The sequence below is a fragment of the Acinetobacter schindleri CIP 107287 genome (assembly GCF_000368625.1).
Taxonomy (GTDB): domain Bacteria; phylum Pseudomonadota; class Gammaproteobacteria; order Pseudomonadales; family Moraxellaceae; genus Acinetobacter; species Acinetobacter schindleri.
This window is the reverse complement of sequence record NZ_KB849576.1, coordinates 984507-1002896: the sequence shown is the minus strand read 5'-3', so window position 1 is coordinate 1002896 and position 18390 is coordinate 984507. Positions and strand designations below refer to the sequence as shown.

Sequence of the window (18390 nt, the reverse complement as noted above, 5' to 3'; positions counted from 1 at the left end):
TTAAATCATTCATTTTAAAACCATAATTATTTTAAGTGTTTAATAATATTTTTGATTAAAAATGCGGGAATAACATGACGATCTTTGTGGTGACCAGCCCGAAACGAGGGTCAGGTAAAAGTACCTTGGCGATGAATCTGACAGAATATCTGCGTCTTCAAGCCAGAACACTCTATATTGATACTGATGACGACAAGCAGAATTTTGAATGGGTGGCTTTGCATCGTACAGGTTTTGGCTTTGAACATATTTCTTTAAAAGACCATCCAGATGAGTTAATGCGGCGTGTAGAACAGGTCAAAACTCAATATGATGATATCGTGATTGATATCGCCGGGCATGATAGTTATGCATTGCGCTCGGTGTTAATGCGAGCAGATAAACTGATTATTCCTATGTCAGCAGAGGCTGAAGAGCAGGAGATGTATACTGAGATGCTGCAACTGGCCATCAGTGTTGCACAGTTCAATACCCAGTTAAAAGTCTATGGAATACTGATGCGTGTACCTCAGCAGATCGAAATCTCGCAAATTGAAGCAAATCAGAATTTGCTCAAAGACATTCCTGGTGCACATTTTTTGAATACTATTATTTATGAGGATGAAGCCTTTGATGATGCAAAGAACTTGGGCTGTAGCATCTGGGAACATTCACCAGCACAAGGGCAACGTTTTGATCAATTTATTCAGGAGCTGATGGCTGATACAGCACAGCCAGTTTGATTGTCTGCCTCGAATCATTATGTTAAAAGTGCTTAAAAAAGCTCCCGAAATAGGGAGCTTTTGGCTTTCATGGATTACCACATCAGGTCATCCGGAATCACATATGCTGCATATGGATCTTCTTCATCGGTGGTCTGTTCATTCTTTTCGGAATTATTCACAATGATAAAGCCTTCCATTTTGGCATTGATACGATCCGCCAGCGCTTTAGGCAGGAAAGCATAGCTGTCATTTTCGCGGGCGATCACCAAACTGCCTGCAACCAGGGCATTATAAATTTGCTGATTCAGATAGACTTTCTTGATTTTAGAATCATCAATAAACTGATAGGAAATCTCACCATCAGTATCGCGAATTTTATGCTGATTGATCATTTGCATAATGGCAGCTTTGAGTTCTTTTTCCTGCAGTGCTGCCTTTTTCTCTTGTTCAATGGTCTGATCTTTTGCCAGCTTTTCCTGTTTGGCCTGTTCAATTTTCGCCTTGATTTCAGCTTCACTGCTATCACCAGTGCGCTTTTCATGAATGGCCTGCTTTGACAATTTTTTTGCTTTCTTATTATCGACCAGACCTGCCTTTAACAATTGTGCCTGTAGTGCGTTTTTAACCATGAGTATTTCCAGAGAATTAATGCTGTAAGCGTCGATAACGTAAATAAATGATCCAGTAAATCAGGCTTAGACTAAGGCTGAGTGCTGCCGGGATCAGGAATGCGTTTAATTTTAAATAAGGATAAATACAGCTGGCAAGAACACCGCCAATTAAAAATCCGATCAGGATCAGTAAATGAAGGATAGTCCGTCGAGATTCAACTTCCAGTCCACGCAACTTATAGCCTAACGACAGCCCAAGATCGGTTAATACACCAGATAAATGCGTAGTGCGGATAATCGTGCCTTTATAGTGACTGACCATGGCATTTTGCACCCCCATCGCCACACAGGCCCACAGCAAGCCATAATGAGGAAAATATGGTAACAAGATCCAGCACAGGATAATAAAAAGAGCCACCAGACTGAGCGGATATCCATAACGGCGGCCTAGCTGAAAGTGACTATTTCCCAAGATAAGACCGCTATACATTGAGCCAATGACATAACACGCAGTAACCAGGCACAGATAGAGAATCTGTTCAGGCTGCCATTGCACCAGTGCCATGGCCAGCATACTGATATTGCCGGTCATATGGGAAACGGATTGGTGCAGGAGAGTAACCAGACCGAGTACATTAATCATGCCGGCATTTACGGCAAGAAAAAATGCACCCAGTTGAACCCAGATGGGTAAACGCTGTAATGGCATAAGAACTCAACATCTATTGGCAAAATATTGAATTATCAATATAAGATCAATTAGATGCGCGGTCTACAGCTGTAGTAAATAAAACGTCAGTTGATGAATTGAGCGCAGTTTCAGTTGAATCCTGCAACACGCTAATCACCATACCGATTGCAACGACCTGCATTGCGATATCAGAAGAAATACCAAACAGGCCACATGCAACTGGAATCAGCAGCAATGAGCCGCCGGCAACACCAGAGGCACCACACGCAGAAACAGTTGCAACCACAGACAGAATAATCATGGTGGTTAAATCAACATGGATGCCTAACGTATTTACCGCTGCAAGCGACAACACGGTAATAGTCACAGATGCACCCGCCATATTGATGGCTGCACCTAGTGGAATGGCTACACTTGAAGTTGATTCAGACACACCTAAGCGTTTCGCCAAATCCAGATTTACCGGAATATTTGCAGCTGAGCTACGGGTAAAGAATGCAGTGATGCCACTTTCGCGCAAGCAGGTAAAGACTAGTGGATAAGGATTGGCACGTGTCACCAGTGCAACCAGTAATGGATTCACTACCAGTGCTACGAAGGCCATCGTACCAAGCAATACTGCCAGCAAATGACCGTAGCTTTCTAAAGTTTCCAGACCCGCTTCGGCAAAAGTAACTGCTACCAGACCAAAAATACCGACAGGTGCAAAGCTAATTACCAGACGGATCACATGATTAATGGCATTTGCTGCATCATTTAATACGGTTTTAGTGGTTTCAGATGCATGACGGAATGCAATACCCAGTGCCACTGCCCAAGCCAGAATACCAATAAAGTTCGCTTCAGCAATTGCAACCACCGGGTTCGCAACAAAGCTAAGCAGCAGATTTTTTAGGATTTCACTTAAACTGCCTGGTGGCTGTAAGTCACCTTGTGTAGCGACGTCCAGGAACAGCGTACTTGGAAACATGATACTGGCAATTACAGCACTCACTGCGGCCAGGAACATGCCGATCGCATACATGTACATGATCGGGCGCATACGGGAGTTGCCTTGACCCACTTTAAAGTTAGCAATGGAAGCTAGAACTAAAATGAAAACGAGGACAGGAGCGACAGATTTAAGAGCTTTAATAAAAAGGTCGCCTAGCAGACTGAGGTAGGGCGCATATTCTGGAAAAACCAGCGCGACACCAATACCAAGTATAATGGTAATGATGATTCGGGAGACTAAACTCATACGCGAAAGGGCAGAGAACATAAGGTTGCCTTGTGTAAATTACGAGGGCTAAATGCGGAAAAAATTTGCGTTATTTTATACTTAAAATTCTATGTGCTTAAAATATATTTTCAGTTTAAATATAAGTTTATGAAAATAAATAATAATTATAGAAAACCACCTATACTTTTTGTCTATAATTTAATCGAAATCAGGTTTTGGACAAAATTTTAAGATGAAAATGTATACCATATATTTATTATAGAAATGCTCTTAAAAAAGTGATCAATTTTGCTGATACTACGAGATGCCTTCAAAATTAATCACGTTGTTCCTGGAACAGTCAAATGAGTTAAATGGAATAATCTTTACTGTGATCATTAAACAGATCGGGGGAGAGATCCCGAATTGCCTGATAGTGCGTCAAATAAATCCGTCCACTGAGATGTTTAAGCAATTTGGATTCCTGTAAGCGATCCATGACTGGTCCTTTCACTTCAGCAAAGTGTAGACGAATATTGAGTTTGGACAGTTCTGTATTCAGATCTTCCAGCATTTCCAGAGCACTAAGGTCAATGGCACTGATACTGGAACAGTTCAAAATGACATGCTCAAGCTGGTCTTTACCACTGACTGCATTAATCAAAAAGCCCTTAAAGGCATTAGCGTTCAAGAAGCTTAGATTTTCATCAATACGCAAGGAAAGCACCTGATCTGAGGTCAGCACCTGATGGCGCTGCACATTGCGGAAATGCTGGGTGCCTTCAATCAGGCCGACTACTGCAATATGCGGACGGGAAATACGCCACAGCATCAGCACGAAGGTGGAAATAATGCCAATAATCAGACCTGTCGAGATATCAATCAGCACCACACCAAAGAAAGTTACCCACATGGCAATCCCGTCTGCTTTGGAATAGCGCCAAGCGTTCATAAAGGGCTGGAAATCAACCAGTTTCCAGATCGATACAATGATCGTGGCAGCAAGAATCGCCAGTGGCAGCTCTTCAAAGAAACCAGTAAAAAACAGGCTGACCAAAATAATCAGCAGGGAAGACAGTACACCCGCCATTGGCGTTCTGGCACCAGCATCTGCGTTGACCACAGTACGTGACAAGCTACCAGTAACTGGAAAGGCAGAACTGACTCCGGCACTAATATTGGCAATACCCAGTGCAATCAGTTCCTGGTTACTGTTTAGCTGGCTACGTTGCTGTAATGCTGTTGCTTGCGCGATAGACAGTGATTCCACAAAACTGATCATCGCAATCATGGTCGCGCCTGGCAGCAAGGTGAGCACTAAATCCCAGTTCCAGTGTGGAAAACTTAAAGGTGGAAATCCGGAAGGAATTGCACCTACCGTTTTGATCCCTTGTGTTTGCAGATTTAGATACACCACAGCCAAAATACCTAAAGCGACTAGCATTAATGGTACAGCACGCACCAGAAAATCAGTCGATCCAATCCGGCTTTGTACAGACTGGGATTTCAGAATTTTTGGAAGATAGATCAGCAGGCCAATGGACAGCAGCCCAAAAACCAGACTTGGCCAGTGAATCAGATGGAGATATTCCAACAGGCTAAACACAAATTGCTGAAGATTATTGGCTTGTAATGGCACATCGACCAGAAACTTAAACTGTCCAACCGCAATCAGCAGCGCAGAAGCAATAATAAAACTCTGAATTACCGGATGGCTAATCAGCTGAATCAAAAAACCAAAACGCATTAAGCCTAATAATAGGGAAATGATTCCGACCATCAGCGCCAATAAAGTTGCTGCTTCGATATAGACGGGTGAACCGACTTCAAATAAAGGATTCAGCGTGGCGAAGGTCATCATGGAAATGATGGCCACAGGACCAATCGACAAGGTACTGCTACTACCTAGCATAGCGTACAGAATCATAGGCAGGATACTGGCATATAGCCCCATGATCGGCGGCAATCCAGCCAGCATGGCATACGCCATACCTTGCGGCACCAGCATGGCAACCACAATTAACGAAGCCAGCACGTCGGACTTGAATTTAACCGGACTATAATGGCTTAACCATGACCAGGCCGGTAATAATTGCAGCAGTTTTGGCTTCGAATTGGACATATAAAAGTCTAAATCACAAATATAGATATATTATGCACATTTTCTGCTAAGAAATCATGGATAAAAGTGGAGCTTGATCAACCCTCATATAAAAAATGACCTGACCAGTTCTTAGCAATGATTCTGTCTCAAAGAGATGATCTACATATTGAAGATCATCTCCAGTGCTAAGAGGAATGTTTAGACTCTAGATAAAATGCTTAAGCTTTTGCACAGTACAATTGATACAGCGTATTCAGGATGACCACCAGATTCTGATCTTTAATAGAATAGAAAATTTGCTTACCATCGCGGCGGGTACTGACCACATCACTTTTACGTAACATCATCAATTGCTGGGAAAGTGTAGGTTGCTGGATGTGGGTGAGATTTTCAATTTGGGAAACGTTGAGTTCCGCTTGGGAAAGATGACATAGGATGATGAGACGGTCAGTGTTTGCAAGAGATTTCAGGATGCCAACCACCTGATCAGCTGAATCACGCATAGTGGTGATTTCAAGATCGGTATTCATTCAGAATGTCCATAGAGATAAAATACAGCGCGAATGATTATAAAGGTCTGAATCCTTAAACATTTGGTAAAAATCACTTATTTTTATGGCTTTTTGTGAATTTAAATATCAATAAAAATTATATATTTGACATTAAATAATCAGTTATTTTTATTGTATATTAATAACTTATACAACAGTTGGTTTGCCATAATAGAGTGCAGATTCCACTTTCTTCTACAAAATCTGAAAATACTTGTATGATGATAGTGCACTTCGAGCTAATAACATCAGGGATATACTAATGAGTACAGATGCAGCATTTCCTATGCCCAACAATCTGGGAATAGCGGTTTACAGTAACAATGCAGAAGCCATTGGCAATACACCTCTTGTGCGCATTAACCGTGCCATCACAGGTGGAGCAACTGTACTCGCGAAAGTTGAGAGCCGTAATCCGGCATTTTCGGTGAAATGCCGTATTGGTGCAGCGCTGATTGCAGATGCTGAAAAATCTGGTAAGTTAAAACCAGGCATGCACATTGTTGAACCAACCAGTGGCAATACCGGTATTGCACTGGCTTTCGTTGCTGCAGCAAAAGGCTATCCACTTACACTAACCATGCCAGCCAGCATGAGTATCGAACGCCGTAAAGTGGTCAAAGCCTTTGGCGCCAACCTGATCCTGACTGAACCTGCGAAAGGCATGAAAGGTGCAGTAGATGAAGCGGTTCGTCTGGTGACTGAACAGCCTGAAACATATTTCCTGCCACAACAGTTTGAAAACCCGGCTAACCCGAAAATCCACGAAGAAACGACTGGCCCAGAAATCTGGGAAGCGACTGGCGGTAATGTTGATATTCTGGTTGCTGGTGTAGGAACTGGCGGCACCATTTCAGGTATTTCACGTTACTTCGAAAAAGTCCGTAATAAGCCGATCTATTCGGTTGCCGTTGAGCCAGCTGAGTCACCAATCATTGCTCAGGCGAAACGCGGTGAATCATTGACGCCTGGACCACATAAAATCCAGGGGATTGGTGCGAACTTTATTCCTGGTAACCTTGATCTTGATCTGGTAGATGAAGTCATTGCAATTGACAGTACTACGGCAGTGGAATGGGCACGTAAAACGGCATCGCAAGAAGGTATTCTGGTGGGTATATCAAGTGGTGCTGCGATGGCTGCGGCTGCACAACTTGCAGCACGTCCTGAAAATTCAGGTAAAAACATTGTGGTAATTTTGCCAGATGGTGGTGAACGTTACCTGTCATCGATATTGTTTGAAGATATTTCTGCAGAATAATTTTCAGCAAGTATTTGGCAATACGTTAAAAGCCCGGGTTTATGATCCGGGCTTTTTTATTTTCACATAAAGACTTGACCTTCCAACTATGGGAAGGTTTAAGCTATAAGCTAGATTCAAACCACCAATAAAATGAAGGAGATGTGCCATGCAGGAACTGTCGAATACTCAACTGTATCAAACGACTGTACAGATTGAAGGCATGACCTGTGCTTCTTGCGTGGCACGGGTGGAAAAGGCTTTAAAGAAAATTGAAGGCGTAGTTTCGGCTCATGTCAATCTGTCTACGGAAAAGGTATCGATTAGTGCCGATCATGTGATTCCCTGTGCGGAGATTATCCAGAAAATAGAGCGTGCTGGCTTTAAGGTGGCACAACGGAAATTCGAACTGGATATTAAAGGCATGAGCTGTGCCTCTTGTGCTGCCCGAATTGAAAAAGCCCTCAAAAAAATTCCAGAAGTGCTGGAAGCCAATGTGAATCTGTCTACCGAAAAGGCTTATGTCACTGCAGTCAGCTCTTTACAGCAACAGGTCTTGGTCAAAGCAATTCAGAAAGCCGGTTTTGATGTAAAAGCAGATCAGCTTGAACTAAACATTGAAGGGATGACTTGTGCATCCTGCGTCGCTCGGGTGGAAAAAGCACTCAATAAAGTGGAAGGCGTCACTGCGGCCAGTCTCAATCTGGCCACTGAAACGGCACAGGTTTCTGGTTCAAACCTGAATATTGCTAATCTGATCCAAGCGGTTAAAAAAGCCGGTTATGAGGCACAGCTAAAAACCGCAAAAGTGAATTTTGCCAAGCAGCAGACCTTCCAGCAGAAAAAAGCTGAAGAAACAGCTTCATTGTATCGTGATCTTTGGGTTGCCCTGGCGCTGGCATTACCGGTATTTATTCTGGAAATGGGATCACATCTGCTTCCGTCCTTCCATCATTTTGTTGTGCATAATATTGGTACGCAGAACAGCTGGTATATCCAGTTTGTACTGACCACTTTGGTATTATTGTTTCCGGGGCGGCGTTTCTACCAGCATGGGATTCCAGCCTTACTGCGACTGGCACCTGACATGAACTCGCTGGTAACGGTGGGTACAGCGGCAGCATATCTGTTTTCCGTTATCGCAACATTCTTCCCATTTTTATTGCCGCAAGCCACCGTACATGTCTATTTTGAAGCGGCAGCGGTCATTATTGCCTTGATCCTGTTAGGTCGCTACCTGGAAGCACGTGCCAAAGGTAAAACCTCACAGGCGATTCAATACCTGATTGGCCTGCAGCCTAAAACCGCACGTGTCTTACAGGATAGACAATGGCTGGACCTGCCCATTTCCGAAGTCCAGCAGGATATGATCATCGAAATTCGCCCGGGTGAAAAAGTCGCAGTAGATGGTGTAGTGACTTCCGGTCATAGCTATGTCGATGAAGCGATGGTGACGGGTGAACCGGTGCCTGTGGCCAAAAATACTGATGATAGAGTGGTTGGCGGCACTATTAACCAGAATGGAACCTTGCAAATCCGTGCGACCGCCGTGGGTGAAGATTCAGTACTGGCGCAGATCATTAAAATGGTCGAGCAGGCGCAAGGTGCCAAACTGCCGATTCAGGCAGCTGTAGATAAAGTTACCTTATGGTTTGTGCCTGCGGTGATGGGTCTGGCCTTATTGACCTTTATGGTCTGGTTCCTGCTTGGTCCTGAGCCACAATTGAGTTATGCACTGGTTAACGCCGTGGCAGTTCTGATAATTGCCTGTCCATGTGCCATGGGCCTGGCAACACCGACCTCGATTATGGTCGGTACCGGTCGTGCGGCAGAAATGGGGATACTGTTCCGTAAAGGCGAAGCTCTACAGTTATTGCAGCAAACTAAAGTTGTGGCAGTCGATAAAACCGGAACACTGACAAAAGGAAAACCTGTCATGACTGATTTTCAGGTGCTAGAAGGTTTTAATAAACAGCAGGTTTTACAACTGATCGCCTCGGTAGAAGCCAAGTCTGAACATCCGATTGCCTATGCGATTGTGCAGGCAGCAAAAGAGCAGCAGATCGAATTAATCGAAGTAAGTAAATTTGATTCGATTACTGGCGCCGGGATTAAAGCACAGATCAATAATCAGGATATCCAGATTGGTGCTGAACGATTGATGCAACAGCTGGGTTTAAATACCGAGCACTTTGCTGGAATAGCCTCTAAATTGGGACAAGAAGGCAAGACACCGCTGTATGCAGCGCTCAATGGAAAACTGGCAGCTATTATTGCCGTAGCTGATCCGATTAAAGATACTACCTTTAAAGCTATTGAAGAATTGCATCGTCAAGGTCTGAAAGTCGCGATGATTACGGGTGATAATCCATATACGGCGAATGCGGTAGCACAACAACTCAAGATTGATCATGTGATTGCTGAAGTCTTACCTCATGAAAAAGTCGATGCCGTAAAAATGCTGCAAAAAGAGCATGGCATTGTAACCTTTGTGGGTGATGGTATTAACGATGCACCGGCACTCGCGCAAGCAGATGTCGGCATGGCGATTGGTACGGGGACTGATGTTGCAATTGAAGCGGCAGATGTAGTACTGATGTCTGGCAATATGCAGCATGTCGCCACCGGTATTGGCATCAGTCAGGCCACCATCAAGAATATTCGACAGAACCTGTTCTGGGCCTTTGTCTATAATATTGCATTGATCCCAATTGCTGCGGGTATCCTGTATCCATTCTTTGGCATCCTGCTTTCGCCAATGTTTGCCGCAGGTGCAATGGCTTTATCATCGGTATTTGTTGTCAGCAATGCCTTGCGTTTAAAGCTGTATCAGCCACTATCAGCACAGGAGTAAATCAGTGAATATTGGACAAGCCGCCAAACGATCCGGTATCTCGGCCAAAATGATTCGCTATTATGAAGAGATTGGTCTGTTACCTGCGCCGAAACGTAGTGAAAGTGGCTATCGTGACTATAGTGATGCTGATATCCGTATGCTCGGTTTTATCCAGCATGCACGCGAGCTGGGATTTTCCTCGGAACAGATGAAAGAGTTGTTAGGCCTATGGCAGAATGAAGTGCGACAGAGCAGTGAAGTTAAACAGCTGGCACAAAAACATATCACTATACTGGAACAGAAAATTCAGGATATGCAGGCCATGGTCAAAATTTTGAAGCAATCGGTCGCGCGTTGTGCTGGTGATGAGCGTGCCGATTGTGCAATTTTAAAAGATATCGAGCAGGGACTGGATACAAATCCACCCTCCAGCCATCACTCAACTTCAAGTTAGAATAAATCATTCCTAAGGAGATAAGCGCATGAAATTTCGTATTGAAAATATGACCTGTGGCGGTTGTGCACGTAGTGTTACTGCAACCATCAAGGATCTGGATGAACATGCACGTGTTGAAATCGACGTAGAGCAAAAGCTGGTTGAAGTAGAAACTGGCGTACATCAGGATGAAATCGTTGCCGCACTGACTGAAGACGGTTTTCCACCTGTAGCAGTATAAGTAGTGCTACGAAAGCAAGCCTGACCTGTGTGTCAGGCTTTTTTATGCAGAGGTATTGTTGGGTGCAATCATTAAAGCTTGATTGACATAGAGTTCAATCAATCGTTCACGAGAACCGATAGCTTTTTGATAACTGGTTGAATTCAGTAACAGGGAAGCGCCATAGGTCACTGTCCAGATAAAAGACAGATAATCCCGGATCGACATACTACTGTTATTAGTATTCAGATATTTACGAGTAAGGTCACGGATACTCAGAATCCGTTCTTCACGGACCTGATACAGTTCCTGAAACAGCTCTTTCAGACCTTTTTCAGTATTGGTCAGGCGCTCCTCAATCATATGCAGCAAAATGGTTCGATTGGAATTGTGCAAATGATAAAGCATATATTCCGATACATAAGTCCGGAAGTCAGTATTAAAACGTTTGGAAATCTCTAGAAGACGCTGTTCATTTAAAATAATCAGTTCCAGATATAACTGGTTTTTGCTTTTAAAATGCTTATAAATGGTCCCCTTGGCAATATCCATTTCACTGGCAAGCTCATTCAGCGTAATGTCTTCGTTATTATCCAGAAGCAGGTTCTCGGCCATGCTCAGAATTTTTTCTTTACGTAGAAGAAAGTTCTGTTGTCTTACACTATTCATCTTATCTTTACTAACGTGTCGAAAAAGAACAATAACAGCCTAATTATTTTCAGATTAAATGAATATCAAACTATGGTCGTGCATGGTAATAAAATTGTCTGATAATTGATCATTTACTGGCTAAATTCATGAAAATGACCAGGATCTGGTAGCTATACGGCAATTTAGAAGATAATTCTCAGCGTTTTAGAACGTGACGGGGCAGCGATTTTAGCCGGGTAATTTTGAATCAGCTTCTTTAAATGCTTTGTCCAGTACATGACTATGAATAAAGCGCAGCTTGTTTTTCACCACTTCGGTAAGCGTAAACGGATAGGCATCTTCCAGTCCCATGCTACGATTCAGGGCGTTCAGGTTAAACGTTAAAGTGATCCAGTTATCCAGAATGTGTTCAATGTCTTTGCCGCCAATCGGGCATTCATTAAAGGACATGCTGGCCAAGGTTTTACCATTTCCATCAACACGCAGGCCACCATAAAAAGCGGTTTCCAGAGTGTCCATAATATGCAGATAATGCGCCCAGGTTTCGGCCCAATCTTCCCATGGGTGTGCCGTCGCATAGGTGCTGATATATTTTTCTTGCCAATTTTCTGGCGCACCTTCTTCATAATGGCGCTGCAACGCAGTGGCATAATGCTGACGTTCATCACCAAAATAAAGTCTAAATTCTTCAATTAGTTCTGGATGAAGATGCTGCATGATACTGAAATAAAAATGCCCACTTTCATGGCGGAAGTGACCTAAAAGAGTGCGATAATTTTCACCCATATCAATACGCGTGGTTTCCCGATACACCACATCTGCTTCAATGGCATTCATGGTGATCAGGCCATTGGCATGTCCGGTTAACACTGGCTTACCATCCATAGGCAATAAAAAGTGAAAACGCAGACCAAATACATCATCATCTGTACGTTTTGGACGCGGCATCATATTCATGCGCTGGGTAAGATATAAAAAGCGCCGTTTGGCCTCTTCAAGTCGCCGCCAGTAGGTAATAACGTCAGGATCATCCAGATTGGGAATGATATGGGTCAGCTGACAGGACTCGCAGTAGTCCTCATCGCAATCGCCCGGAATCATCCAGTTACAGACCTGATAATGGGTATAGTTATAGCAAGGCTTATAGTGCGTGGCACGATATTCTGATTTCAGCGGAATCCATTCATCTTCACTGATTTTTTCAAAAGTGCACATGTCCTTTTCCGATGCGATATAGCCAATCGGAGATTTGCAGTGATGGCATTCAGTTGAATAAAAAAAGATCTGATGCTCACATTTGGGACATTCAAAATATTTCATTTTCACTCCGTGAAAAGCGTGGAACCGCTAAGCCCAAGTAGTTTTACTTAAATCCAGTTGCTAGCACATCATTTAAATAAAATTAAATAATTCAGCTATTTAAATCAAACTAACTAAACTATTAACTCAGCTGGCTGCTCTTATATTTTAGCCGCAGTTGAAGATAGGTGAAATGTCATTCGTAATTTTTATGTAAGAAAATTGAATCCAATATCTTGGCACGATAAATGCTTTATTTTGATGCAATATTTTCTGTTTTTTGATCAATTGTTCCGCTTTGGAACGTGATGAATCAAATTGATGCATATAGGGCCAAGATGAAGATTTTTACCCAACGTCTGGAAGATGCCAGTCACTCTACTGATATTGAAAGCATTGAACTCAGCTTTGATACGCGTCAAAAAAGCCGTTTCCGCGCTACGCTAAAAAATGGCACCGATATTGGTGCAGATCTGCCACGTACCGGGATTTTACGTAGTGGTTCAGTCATCGCCACAGATCATGGTGAATTGCTGCGTGTCAATGCCAAGCCAGAAACCTTGATGCAGGTCACCGCAGATCATGAATTTGATCTTTTAAAGGCAGCCTATCACCTGGGTAACCGTCATGTGCCGCTGATGCTGACCCCAACGGCACTGTATTTTGAACCGGATCATGTGCTGGCTGAAATGGTCGAAGGCTTGGGTTTACGTGTAGATACCGTACAACATCCGTTTGAACCAGAGAGCGGCGCTTATGCACAGCACCAGCATGATCACCGATTAAGTCCAATCAAGTCACTGCATCATGTCGCACATTAAGGCTTCTCAATTACTCAGCCTGCTAACCCTGTCTTCGACGGCACTACCGGTCGGCGCTTATTGCTATTCACAAGGGGTTGAAAGCGCGATTGATACCGGCTTGATTCATGACGAAGTTTCCAGCATTGCCTACTTTAATGAAGTGTTGGAAATGCTATTGCTACGTTTCGAACTGCCAATTTTAAAACGCTTAATGCAAAGCTATGACGATGAAATCATATTTCAACATTGGGCTGAAATTTACAGGGCAAGCCGTGAAAGTAAGGAATTACTGGCAGAATCCCAGCAGCTGGCATTTTCACTAAATGCCTGGATTCGCGATGTACTCAAGCGACCAGTAAAAGTCAAAAAACAGTATGGCTACGTTCCAGTCTATGCCCAGTTATGTGGCGAATTGCATTTAGAAGTCGATGATGTCCTGACTGCTTATGCATTTGCTGTGCTGGAAAATCAGGTATTAGCCGCTGTGAAAACAGTGCCTTTGGGGCAAATGAGTGGCCAGCGGATTCTCTGGCATCTGCATGGAGAAATTCCGGCACTTATCGAGCGTGCCATTAACCTGAGTGATGATGAGATGAGTAGCGCTTTGCCGAATTACGCCATGCTGAGTATGCGCCATGAAAATCAATATTCCCGTTTATTTAGATCTTAAAAATTAAAGGAAAAATTATGTCAGAACGTAGTCCATTACGCGTTGGAATCGGTGGCCCAGTGGGTTCAGGTAAAACTGCTTTAACCCTGAATTTGTGTCAGGCCTTGCGAAATAAATACAACATGGCCGTGGTCACCAATGACATTTATACCAAGGAAGATTCGAACTTCCTGACCCGTAATGAAGCGATGTCGCCTGACCGTATTGTCGGTGTTGAAACTGGTGGCTGTCCCCATACTGCGATTCGTGAAGATGCCTCGATTAACCTCGCTGCAATTGATGACCTGTGTGAAAAGTTTGACGGACTGGAGCTGATCATTATTGAAAGTGGTGGCGACAACTTGGCCGCGACATTTAGCCCAGAACTTTCAGACTTAACGCTTTATGTGATTGATGTTGCGGGTGGTGAAAAGATTCCACGTAAAGGTGGCCCGGGTATTACCAAATCGGACTTACTGATCATTAATAAAACCGACCTAGCACCGATGGTGGGTGCAAATCTGGATGTTATGGATCAAGACGCAAAACGTATGCGTGGCGAGAAACCATTTTTATTTTCCAATATGAAAACCAAAGATGGTCTTGAGCAAATTATTGAATTTATCGAAAAACAAGGTCTGTTTAAGGCTTAGGGTGGTTAGTCAGGATAAGTGCACAACGAAATGAATAGCGTGGTAGAAGCAGAACGCGGCTCAGCAGCAAAACTCTGGTTTGCACGTTTGCAACTGGGTTTCGAGGCAGATTGCAGTAATGGACGAACCATTCTGCAGCATCGCAAGCATGAGGGGCCGGTTCGTGTGCAAAAAATGCTGTGGCCTGAAAAAACCGGAGTCTGTCATGCAATTATTGTACATCCACCTGCCGGAATTGCCGGAGGAGATCACCTGAGTTTCGATATGCGCGTCGGAGCAAATGCGCACGGACTGGTGACCACACCAGGTGCAGGTAAATGGTACAAGACCAATCTGAAACAGGCCTATCAGCATATTGATATTCGTGTGGAAGAAAAGGGGATTTTTGAATGGCTGCCGCAGGAAACCATGTTATTTGATGGTGCCAATGCACATGCGTCCACCACCATTCATTTAGATCAAACTGCCAGTTTTATTGGCTGGGACATGCTGGTGATTGGCCGTCAGGCAAGATACGAGCAGTTTGAGCAGGGTGGTTATCGCAGCCGTTTTCTACTGTATCGCGGTGCAAAGCTATTGGTTGCAGATCAGTTGAAATTCTCCGGACAGGATCGCTGGTTAAACTCCTGTCTGGGTATGAATGGACATGCTGTGATGGGCAGTCTATGGGCTGTACCGCCTGAAAAATATCGTGCAAGTTTTTATCTGGATGAGCACATCGATCTGATTCGTGAACTCATCATGCGTATGGATGTGCCGGTGACATTAACACTACTGGATGATGTGCTGACGGCGCGTTATCTCGGGGATGACGTGCGCCAGTGTCATGATGCATTTGCTGCGATGCGTGCACGACTGCGTCGTTACTGGTTTGGACTAGATGAAGAGTTTCCGAGGATTTGGCGAACGTAATCCCTCCCGACCTTCCTTTGATAAAGGGAGGAGAAAATCTCTTTTTCTCAAAGAGGGATTTAGGGAGATTAAAGAATCGTTCGACTCGTAAAAGAGAGGATCAACTATTTTTACCTTTCCTTTGTGTAGCAGTGTTACTCATCTCCTAAAAGGAGAAGGAAATTTATTTTCATTGTCCCTCCCTTTGGGAGGGAGCTAGAGGGAGGGTTTATGACAATGAAGGTTCACCTCACCCTAAACCTCACTTGTACGTCGCTTTTAAAGCAATGCTTAAAAGCTCGTTCAGGAGAGGGAACACTGAATGAATTTGCACACATTTTGCATTAAAAATATTGAAGAAATAGGAAATAGACATGGAACTAAATCCGACTGAAAAAGACAAAATGCTAATTTTTACTGCAGGACTGGTGGCAGAGCGTCGTAAGGCACGCGGGCTAAAATTGAATTACCCGGAAGCCATTGCCTTTATTTCTGCTGCTTTACTGGAAGGTGCACGTGATGGAATGACGGTTAGCGAACTGATGCATTACGGCACGACTTTGCTGAAACGTGAAGATGTGATGGAAGGTATACCTGAAATGATTGCTGAAGTTCAGGTTGAAGCGACCTTTCCCGATGGCTCTAAGCTCGTCACTGTGCATCAACCGATTGTCTAGGAGCATCATATGATTCCGGGTGAAATTTTTACGCCAGATACTGATATTGAAATGAATGTGGGCAGACAAACCTTAAGGATGACCGTGGCCAATGCGGGTGATCGTCCGATTCAGGTGGGTTCACATTTTCACTTTGCCGAGGCCAATGATGCTTTGCAATTTGACCGCGAAAAAGCTCATGGCTATCGCTTAAATATTGCAGCAGGAACAGCCGTTCGATTTGAGCCTGGACAAAGCCGTGATATTGAATTGGTGGCTTTAGCCGGTAAGCGTGAAGTGTATGGCTTTGCAGGTCGGGTCATGGGCAAGTTGGACTAAAGGAATACTTATAAAATGAAAATGTCACGCCGCGCTTATGCGGAAATGTTTGGTCCAACAGTTGGCGATCGTGTTCGTTTAGCCGACACCGAACTGTTTATTGAAGTGGAACAAGACCTCACCACTTATGGGGAAGAGGTTAAATTTGGTGGCGGTAAAGTCATTCGTGATGGAATGGGGCAATCTCAGCTTTTAGCCGATGACGTTGCTGATACTGTGATTACCAATGCGCTGATTGTCGATTGGTGGGGTATTGTCAAAGCAGATGTTGGTTTGAAAAATGGCCGCATCTGGAAAATTGGTAAAGCAGGCAACCCTGATATTCAGCCTGATATTACTATTCCATTGGGTGCTGCAACCGAAGTCATTGCAGGTGAGGGGCAGATTTTAACGGCAGGTGGTGTCGATACGCATATTCATTGGATTTGCCCGCAACAGGTGGAAACCGCTTTGATGTCAGGTGTGACCACCATGATTGGCGGTGGTACAGGACCTGCGGCAGGCACATCAGCAACCACAGTCACACCAGGGCCGTGGCATATTTCGACCATGCTACAAGCCATTGACGATTTACCGATGAATATTGGTTTACTCGGTAAAGGCAATTTAAGTCAACCTGAACCGATTGCCGAGCAAATACGTGCAGGTGTGGTGGGTTTAAAACTGCATGAAGATTGGGGTTCAACGCCAGCAGCTATTGATAACTGCTTAACCGTCGCAGATCAGTATGATGTACAGGTGGCGATTCATACAGACACACTAAATGAAAGCGGCTTTCTAGAAGAAACTTTGGCAGCATTTAAAAACCGTACTATTCATACCTACCATACCGAAGGCGCTGGTGGCGGACATGCGCCTGATATTTTAAAAGCTATTGGTCAGCCGAACGTATTACCATCTTCGACCAACCCAACCCGTCCATATACCATCAATACGATTGATGAACATTTGGATATGTTGATGGTGTGCCATCATTTAGACCCTGCAATTTCTGAAGATGTGGCATTTGCGGAAAGTCGTATTCGCCGTGAAACTATTGCAGCGGAAGATATTTTGCAGGATTTGGGTGCGATTGCCATGATGTCATCAGACTCGCAAGCAATGGGGCGTGTCGGTGAAGTCGTGATTCGCACGTGGCAAACGGCACATAAAATGAAAGTGCAGCGTGGACCTTTAGAAGGTGACAATGCCACGCATGATAATAATCGTGTAAAGCGTTATATCGCCAAATATACGATTAACCCTGCCATTACCCATGGTTTGAGTCATGAAATTGGTTCGGTGGAAGTAGGTAAACTTGCCGATTTAATCTTATGGAAGCCTGCATTTTTTGGCGTTAAACCGTCGATGATTATTAAAGGTGGGATGATTGCAGCTGCGCCAATGGGCGATATTAATGCGTCTATTCCAACACCGCAGCCTGTGCATTATCGTCCGATGTTTGGAGCAAATGCCCGTGGTGTGCATAACACTTGTATTACCTTCTTGTCGCAAGTGGCAATTGAAGCGGGTGTACATGAAAAGCTCGATTTGAAAAAGCTGATTAGTCCATGTAAAGGCACACGGGATATTCATAAAAAAGATATGAAGTTGAATACTTACTGTCCTGTGATGGAAGTTGATCCTGAAATTTATGAAGTTCGGGCGGATGGGAAGTTGTTGACCTGTGAGCCTGCGGAAGTGTTGCCGATGGCGCAGAGGTATTTCTTGTTTTGATTTACCTCTCCCTAACCCTCTCCTAGAAGGAGAGGGAAATACTTTATTAATTTAATTGCTGCTATGTTCCTTCTCCCTGTGGGAGAAGGTTAGGATGAGAGTATTGATTTAGTTTTTGATTTAAAAGAATATGGGTATA

At 43.9% G+C, this 18390-nt stretch carries 19 protein-coding genes; 12 read left to right on the top strand and 7 right to left on the bottom strand.

The window, feature by feature from the left end:
* Positions 1 to 74 precede the first annotated feature (74 nt).
* Positions 75 to 722 carry a ParA family protein gene (locus F955_RS12215; RefSeq protein WP_004895007.1) on the top strand — a complete coding sequence of 216 codons (648 nt, stop codon included), beginning with the start codon at positions 75 to 77 and terminating at the stop codon, positions 720 to 722.
* A gap of 74 nt (positions 723 to 796) precedes the next feature.
* Here F955_RS12215 and F955_RS12210 read toward each other — a convergent pair whose 3' ends face one another.
* The 5 genes from F955_RS12210 to F955_RS12190 all read right to left on the bottom strand — a co-directional run bounded on the left by F955_RS12210 (position 797) and on the right by F955_RS12190 (position 5841).
* Positions 797 to 1333, bottom strand: coding sequence for a DUF2058 domain-containing protein (locus F955_RS12210; protein WP_004895003.1), 537 nt, complete (start codon positions 1331 to 1333; stop codon positions 797 to 799).
* A 16-nt stretch (positions 1334 to 1349) separates the two neighbouring features.
* Positions 1350 to 2024 carry a YoaK family protein gene (locus F955_RS12205; RefSeq protein ID WP_004894999.1) on the bottom strand — a complete coding sequence of 225 codons (675 nt, stop codon included), beginning with the start codon at positions 2022 to 2024 and terminating at the stop codon, positions 1350 to 1352.
* Positions 2025 to 2070: 46 nt separating this feature from the next.
* A complete protein-coding gene (gene sstT, locus F955_RS12200; RefSeq protein ID WP_004894997.1) occupies positions 2071 to 3267 on the bottom strand; it encodes a serine/threonine transporter SstT in 1197 nt (398 codons plus the stop codon).
* A 310-nt stretch (positions 3268 to 3577) separates the two neighbouring features.
* Positions 3578 to 5329, bottom strand: coding sequence for a SulP family inorganic anion transporter (locus F955_RS12195; RefSeq protein WP_004894995.1), 1752 nt, complete (start codon positions 5327 to 5329; stop codon positions 3578 to 3580).
* 200 nt (positions 5330 to 5529) lie between these two features.
* Complete coding sequence (locus tag F955_RS12190; protein WP_004809492.1) at positions 5530 to 5841, bottom strand: ArsR/SmtB family transcription factor; 312 nt, start codon at positions 5839 to 5841, stop codon at positions 5530 to 5532.
* Positions 5842 to 6124: 283 nt separating this feature from the next.
* On the opposite strand from F955_RS12190, the gene cysK reads away from it, so the two are divergent.
* The 4 genes from cysK (at position 6125) to F955_RS12170 (ending at position 10615) form a co-directional block, all read left to right on the top strand.
* Positions 6125 to 7123 carry a cysteine synthase A gene (gene cysK / locus F955_RS12185; RefSeq protein ID WP_004894993.1) on the top strand — a complete coding sequence of 333 codons (999 nt, stop codon included), beginning with the start codon at positions 6125 to 6127 and terminating at the stop codon, positions 7121 to 7123.
* A 148-nt stretch (positions 7124 to 7271) separates the two neighbouring features.
* Positions 7272 to 9956: a heavy metal translocating P-type ATPase gene (locus tag F955_RS12180; protein ID WP_004894991.1), complete on the top strand. Its 2685-nt coding sequence runs from the start codon at positions 7272 to 7274 to the stop codon at positions 9954 to 9956.
* Positions 9957 to 9960: 4 nt separating this feature from the next.
* Positions 9961 to 10392 (top strand): Cu(I)-responsive transcriptional regulator, encoded by a 432-nt coding sequence (cueR, locus tag F955_RS12175; protein ID WP_004809488.1) that lies wholly within the window; start codon positions 9961 to 9963, stop codon positions 10390 to 10392.
* Positions 10393 to 10420: 28 nt separating this feature from the next.
* Positions 10421 to 10615, top strand: coding sequence for a heavy-metal-associated domain-containing protein (locus tag F955_RS12170; RefSeq protein ID WP_004809486.1), 195 nt, complete (start codon positions 10421 to 10423; stop codon positions 10613 to 10615).
* A 42-nt stretch (positions 10616 to 10657) separates the two neighbouring features.
* Here the strand turns inward: F955_RS12170 and F955_RS12165 are convergent, their stop codons facing one another.
* Entirely contained in the window at positions 10658 to 11263 is a 606-nt protein-coding gene (locus F955_RS12165; protein WP_004894988.1) for a TetR/AcrR family transcriptional regulator, read from the bottom strand.
* A 210-nt stretch (positions 11264 to 11473) separates the two neighbouring features.
* Positions 11474 to 12565, bottom strand: coding sequence for a zinc-binding metallopeptidase family protein (locus F955_RS12160; protein WP_004894986.1), 1092 nt, complete (start codon positions 12563 to 12565; stop codon positions 11474 to 11476).
* Positions 12566 to 12882: 317 nt separating this feature from the next.
* On the opposite strand from F955_RS12160, the gene ureE reads away from it, so the two are divergent.
* From ureE to ureC, 7 genes are all read left to right on the top strand, one after another.
* Entirely contained in the window at positions 12883 to 13365 is a 483-nt protein-coding gene (gene ureE, locus F955_RS12155; RefSeq protein WP_026056813.1) for an urease accessory protein UreE, read from the top strand.
* Entirely contained in the window at positions 13352 to 14017 is a 666-nt protein-coding gene (locus F955_RS12150) for an urease accessory protein UreF (protein WP_004894984.1), read from the top strand. Before ureE ends, F955_RS12150 begins: the two co-directional genes overlap by 14 nt.
* 17 nt (positions 14018 to 14034) lie before the next feature.
* Positions 14035 to 14649 (top strand): urease accessory protein UreG, encoded by a 615-nt coding sequence (ureG, locus tag F955_RS12145; protein ID WP_004809476.1) that lies wholly within the window; start codon positions 14035 to 14037, stop codon positions 14647 to 14649.
* A gap of 30 nt (positions 14650 to 14679) precedes the next feature.
* Positions 14680 to 15561: an urease accessory protein UreD gene (locus F955_RS12140; protein ID WP_004894980.1), complete on the top strand. Its 882-nt coding sequence runs from the start codon at positions 14680 to 14682 to the stop codon at positions 15559 to 15561.
* Positions 15562 to 15914: 353 nt separating this feature from the next.
* Positions 15915 to 16217: an urease subunit gamma gene (ureA, locus tag F955_RS12135; protein ID WP_004894978.1), complete on the top strand. Its 303-nt coding sequence runs from the start codon at positions 15915 to 15917 to the stop codon at positions 16215 to 16217.
* A gap of 9 nt (positions 16218 to 16226) precedes the next feature.
* The gene (locus F955_RS16895) at positions 16227 to 16535 is read left to right on the top strand and encodes an urease subunit beta (protein WP_004894975.1); all 309 of its coding nucleotides are present in this window, start codon (positions 16227 to 16229) and stop codon (positions 16533 to 16535) included.
* Between the two features lie 15 nt (positions 16536 to 16550).
* Complete coding sequence (gene ureC / locus F955_RS12125) at positions 16551 to 18251, top strand: urease subunit alpha (protein WP_004894973.1); 1701 nt, start codon at positions 16551 to 16553, stop codon at positions 18249 to 18251.
* The last annotated feature ends 139 nt before the right edge of the window (positions 18252 to 18390 follow it).

Coding starts and splice junctions, on each gene's coding strand:
- ureE (WP_026056813.1), top strand. CDS start 12,883: ATGAAGATTTTTACCCAACGTCTGGAAGATGCCAGTCACTCTACTGAT.
- F955_RS16895 (WP_004894975.1), top strand. CDS start 16,227: ATGATTCCGGGTGAAATTTTTACGCCAGATACTGATATTGAAATGAAT.
- F955_RS12150 (WP_004894984.1), top strand. CDS start 13,352: ATGTCGCACATTAAGGCTTCTCAATTACTCAGCCTGCTAACCCTGTCT.
- F955_RS12210 (WP_004895003.1), bottom strand. CDS start 1,333: ATGGTTAAAAACGCACTACAGGCACAATTGTTAAAGGCAGGTCTGGTC.
- ureC (WP_004894973.1), top strand. CDS start 16,551: ATGAAAATGTCACGCCGCGCTTATGCGGAAATGTTTGGTCCAACAGTT.
- F955_RS12190 (WP_004809492.1), bottom strand. CDS start 5,841: ATGAATACCGATCTTGAAATCACCACTATGCGTGATTCAGCTGATCAG.
- ureA (WP_004894978.1), top strand. CDS start 15,915: ATGGAACTAAATCCGACTGAAAAAGACAAAATGCTAATTTTTACTGCA.
- F955_RS12180 (WP_004894991.1), top strand. CDS start 7,272: ATGCAGGAACTGTCGAATACTCAACTGTATCAAACGACTGTACAGATT.
- ureG (WP_004809476.1), top strand. CDS start 14,035: ATGTCAGAACGTAGTCCATTACGCGTTGGAATCGGTGGCCCAGTGGGT.
- F955_RS12205 (WP_004894999.1), bottom strand. CDS start 2,024: ATGCCATTACAGCGTTTACCCATCTGGGTTCAACTGGGTGCATTTTTT.
- F955_RS12215 (WP_004895007.1), top strand. CDS start 75: ATGACGATCTTTGTGGTGACCAGCCCGAAACGAGGGTCAGGTAAAAGT.
- F955_RS12140 (WP_004894980.1), top strand. CDS start 14,680: ATGAATAGCGTGGTAGAAGCAGAACGCGGCTCAGCAGCAAAACTCTGG.
- F955_RS12160 (WP_004894986.1), bottom strand. CDS start 12,565: ATGAAATATTTTGAATGTCCCAAATGTGAGCATCAGATCTTTTTTTAT.
- cysK (WP_004894993.1), top strand. CDS start 6,125: ATGAGTACAGATGCAGCATTTCCTATGCCCAACAATCTGGGAATAGCG.
- F955_RS12170 (WP_004809486.1), top strand. CDS start 10,421: ATGAAATTTCGTATTGAAAATATGACCTGTGGCGGTTGTGCACGTAGT.
- F955_RS12165 (WP_004894988.1), bottom strand. CDS start 11,263: ATGAATAGTGTAAGACAACAGAACTTTCTTCTACGTAAAGAAAAAATT.
- F955_RS12195 (WP_004894995.1), bottom strand. CDS start 5,329: ATGTCCAATTCGAAGCCAAAACTGCTGCAATTATTACCGGCCTGGTCA.
- sstT (WP_004894997.1), bottom strand. CDS start 3,267: ATGTTCTCTGCCCTTTCGCGTATGAGTTTAGTCTCCCGAATCATCATT.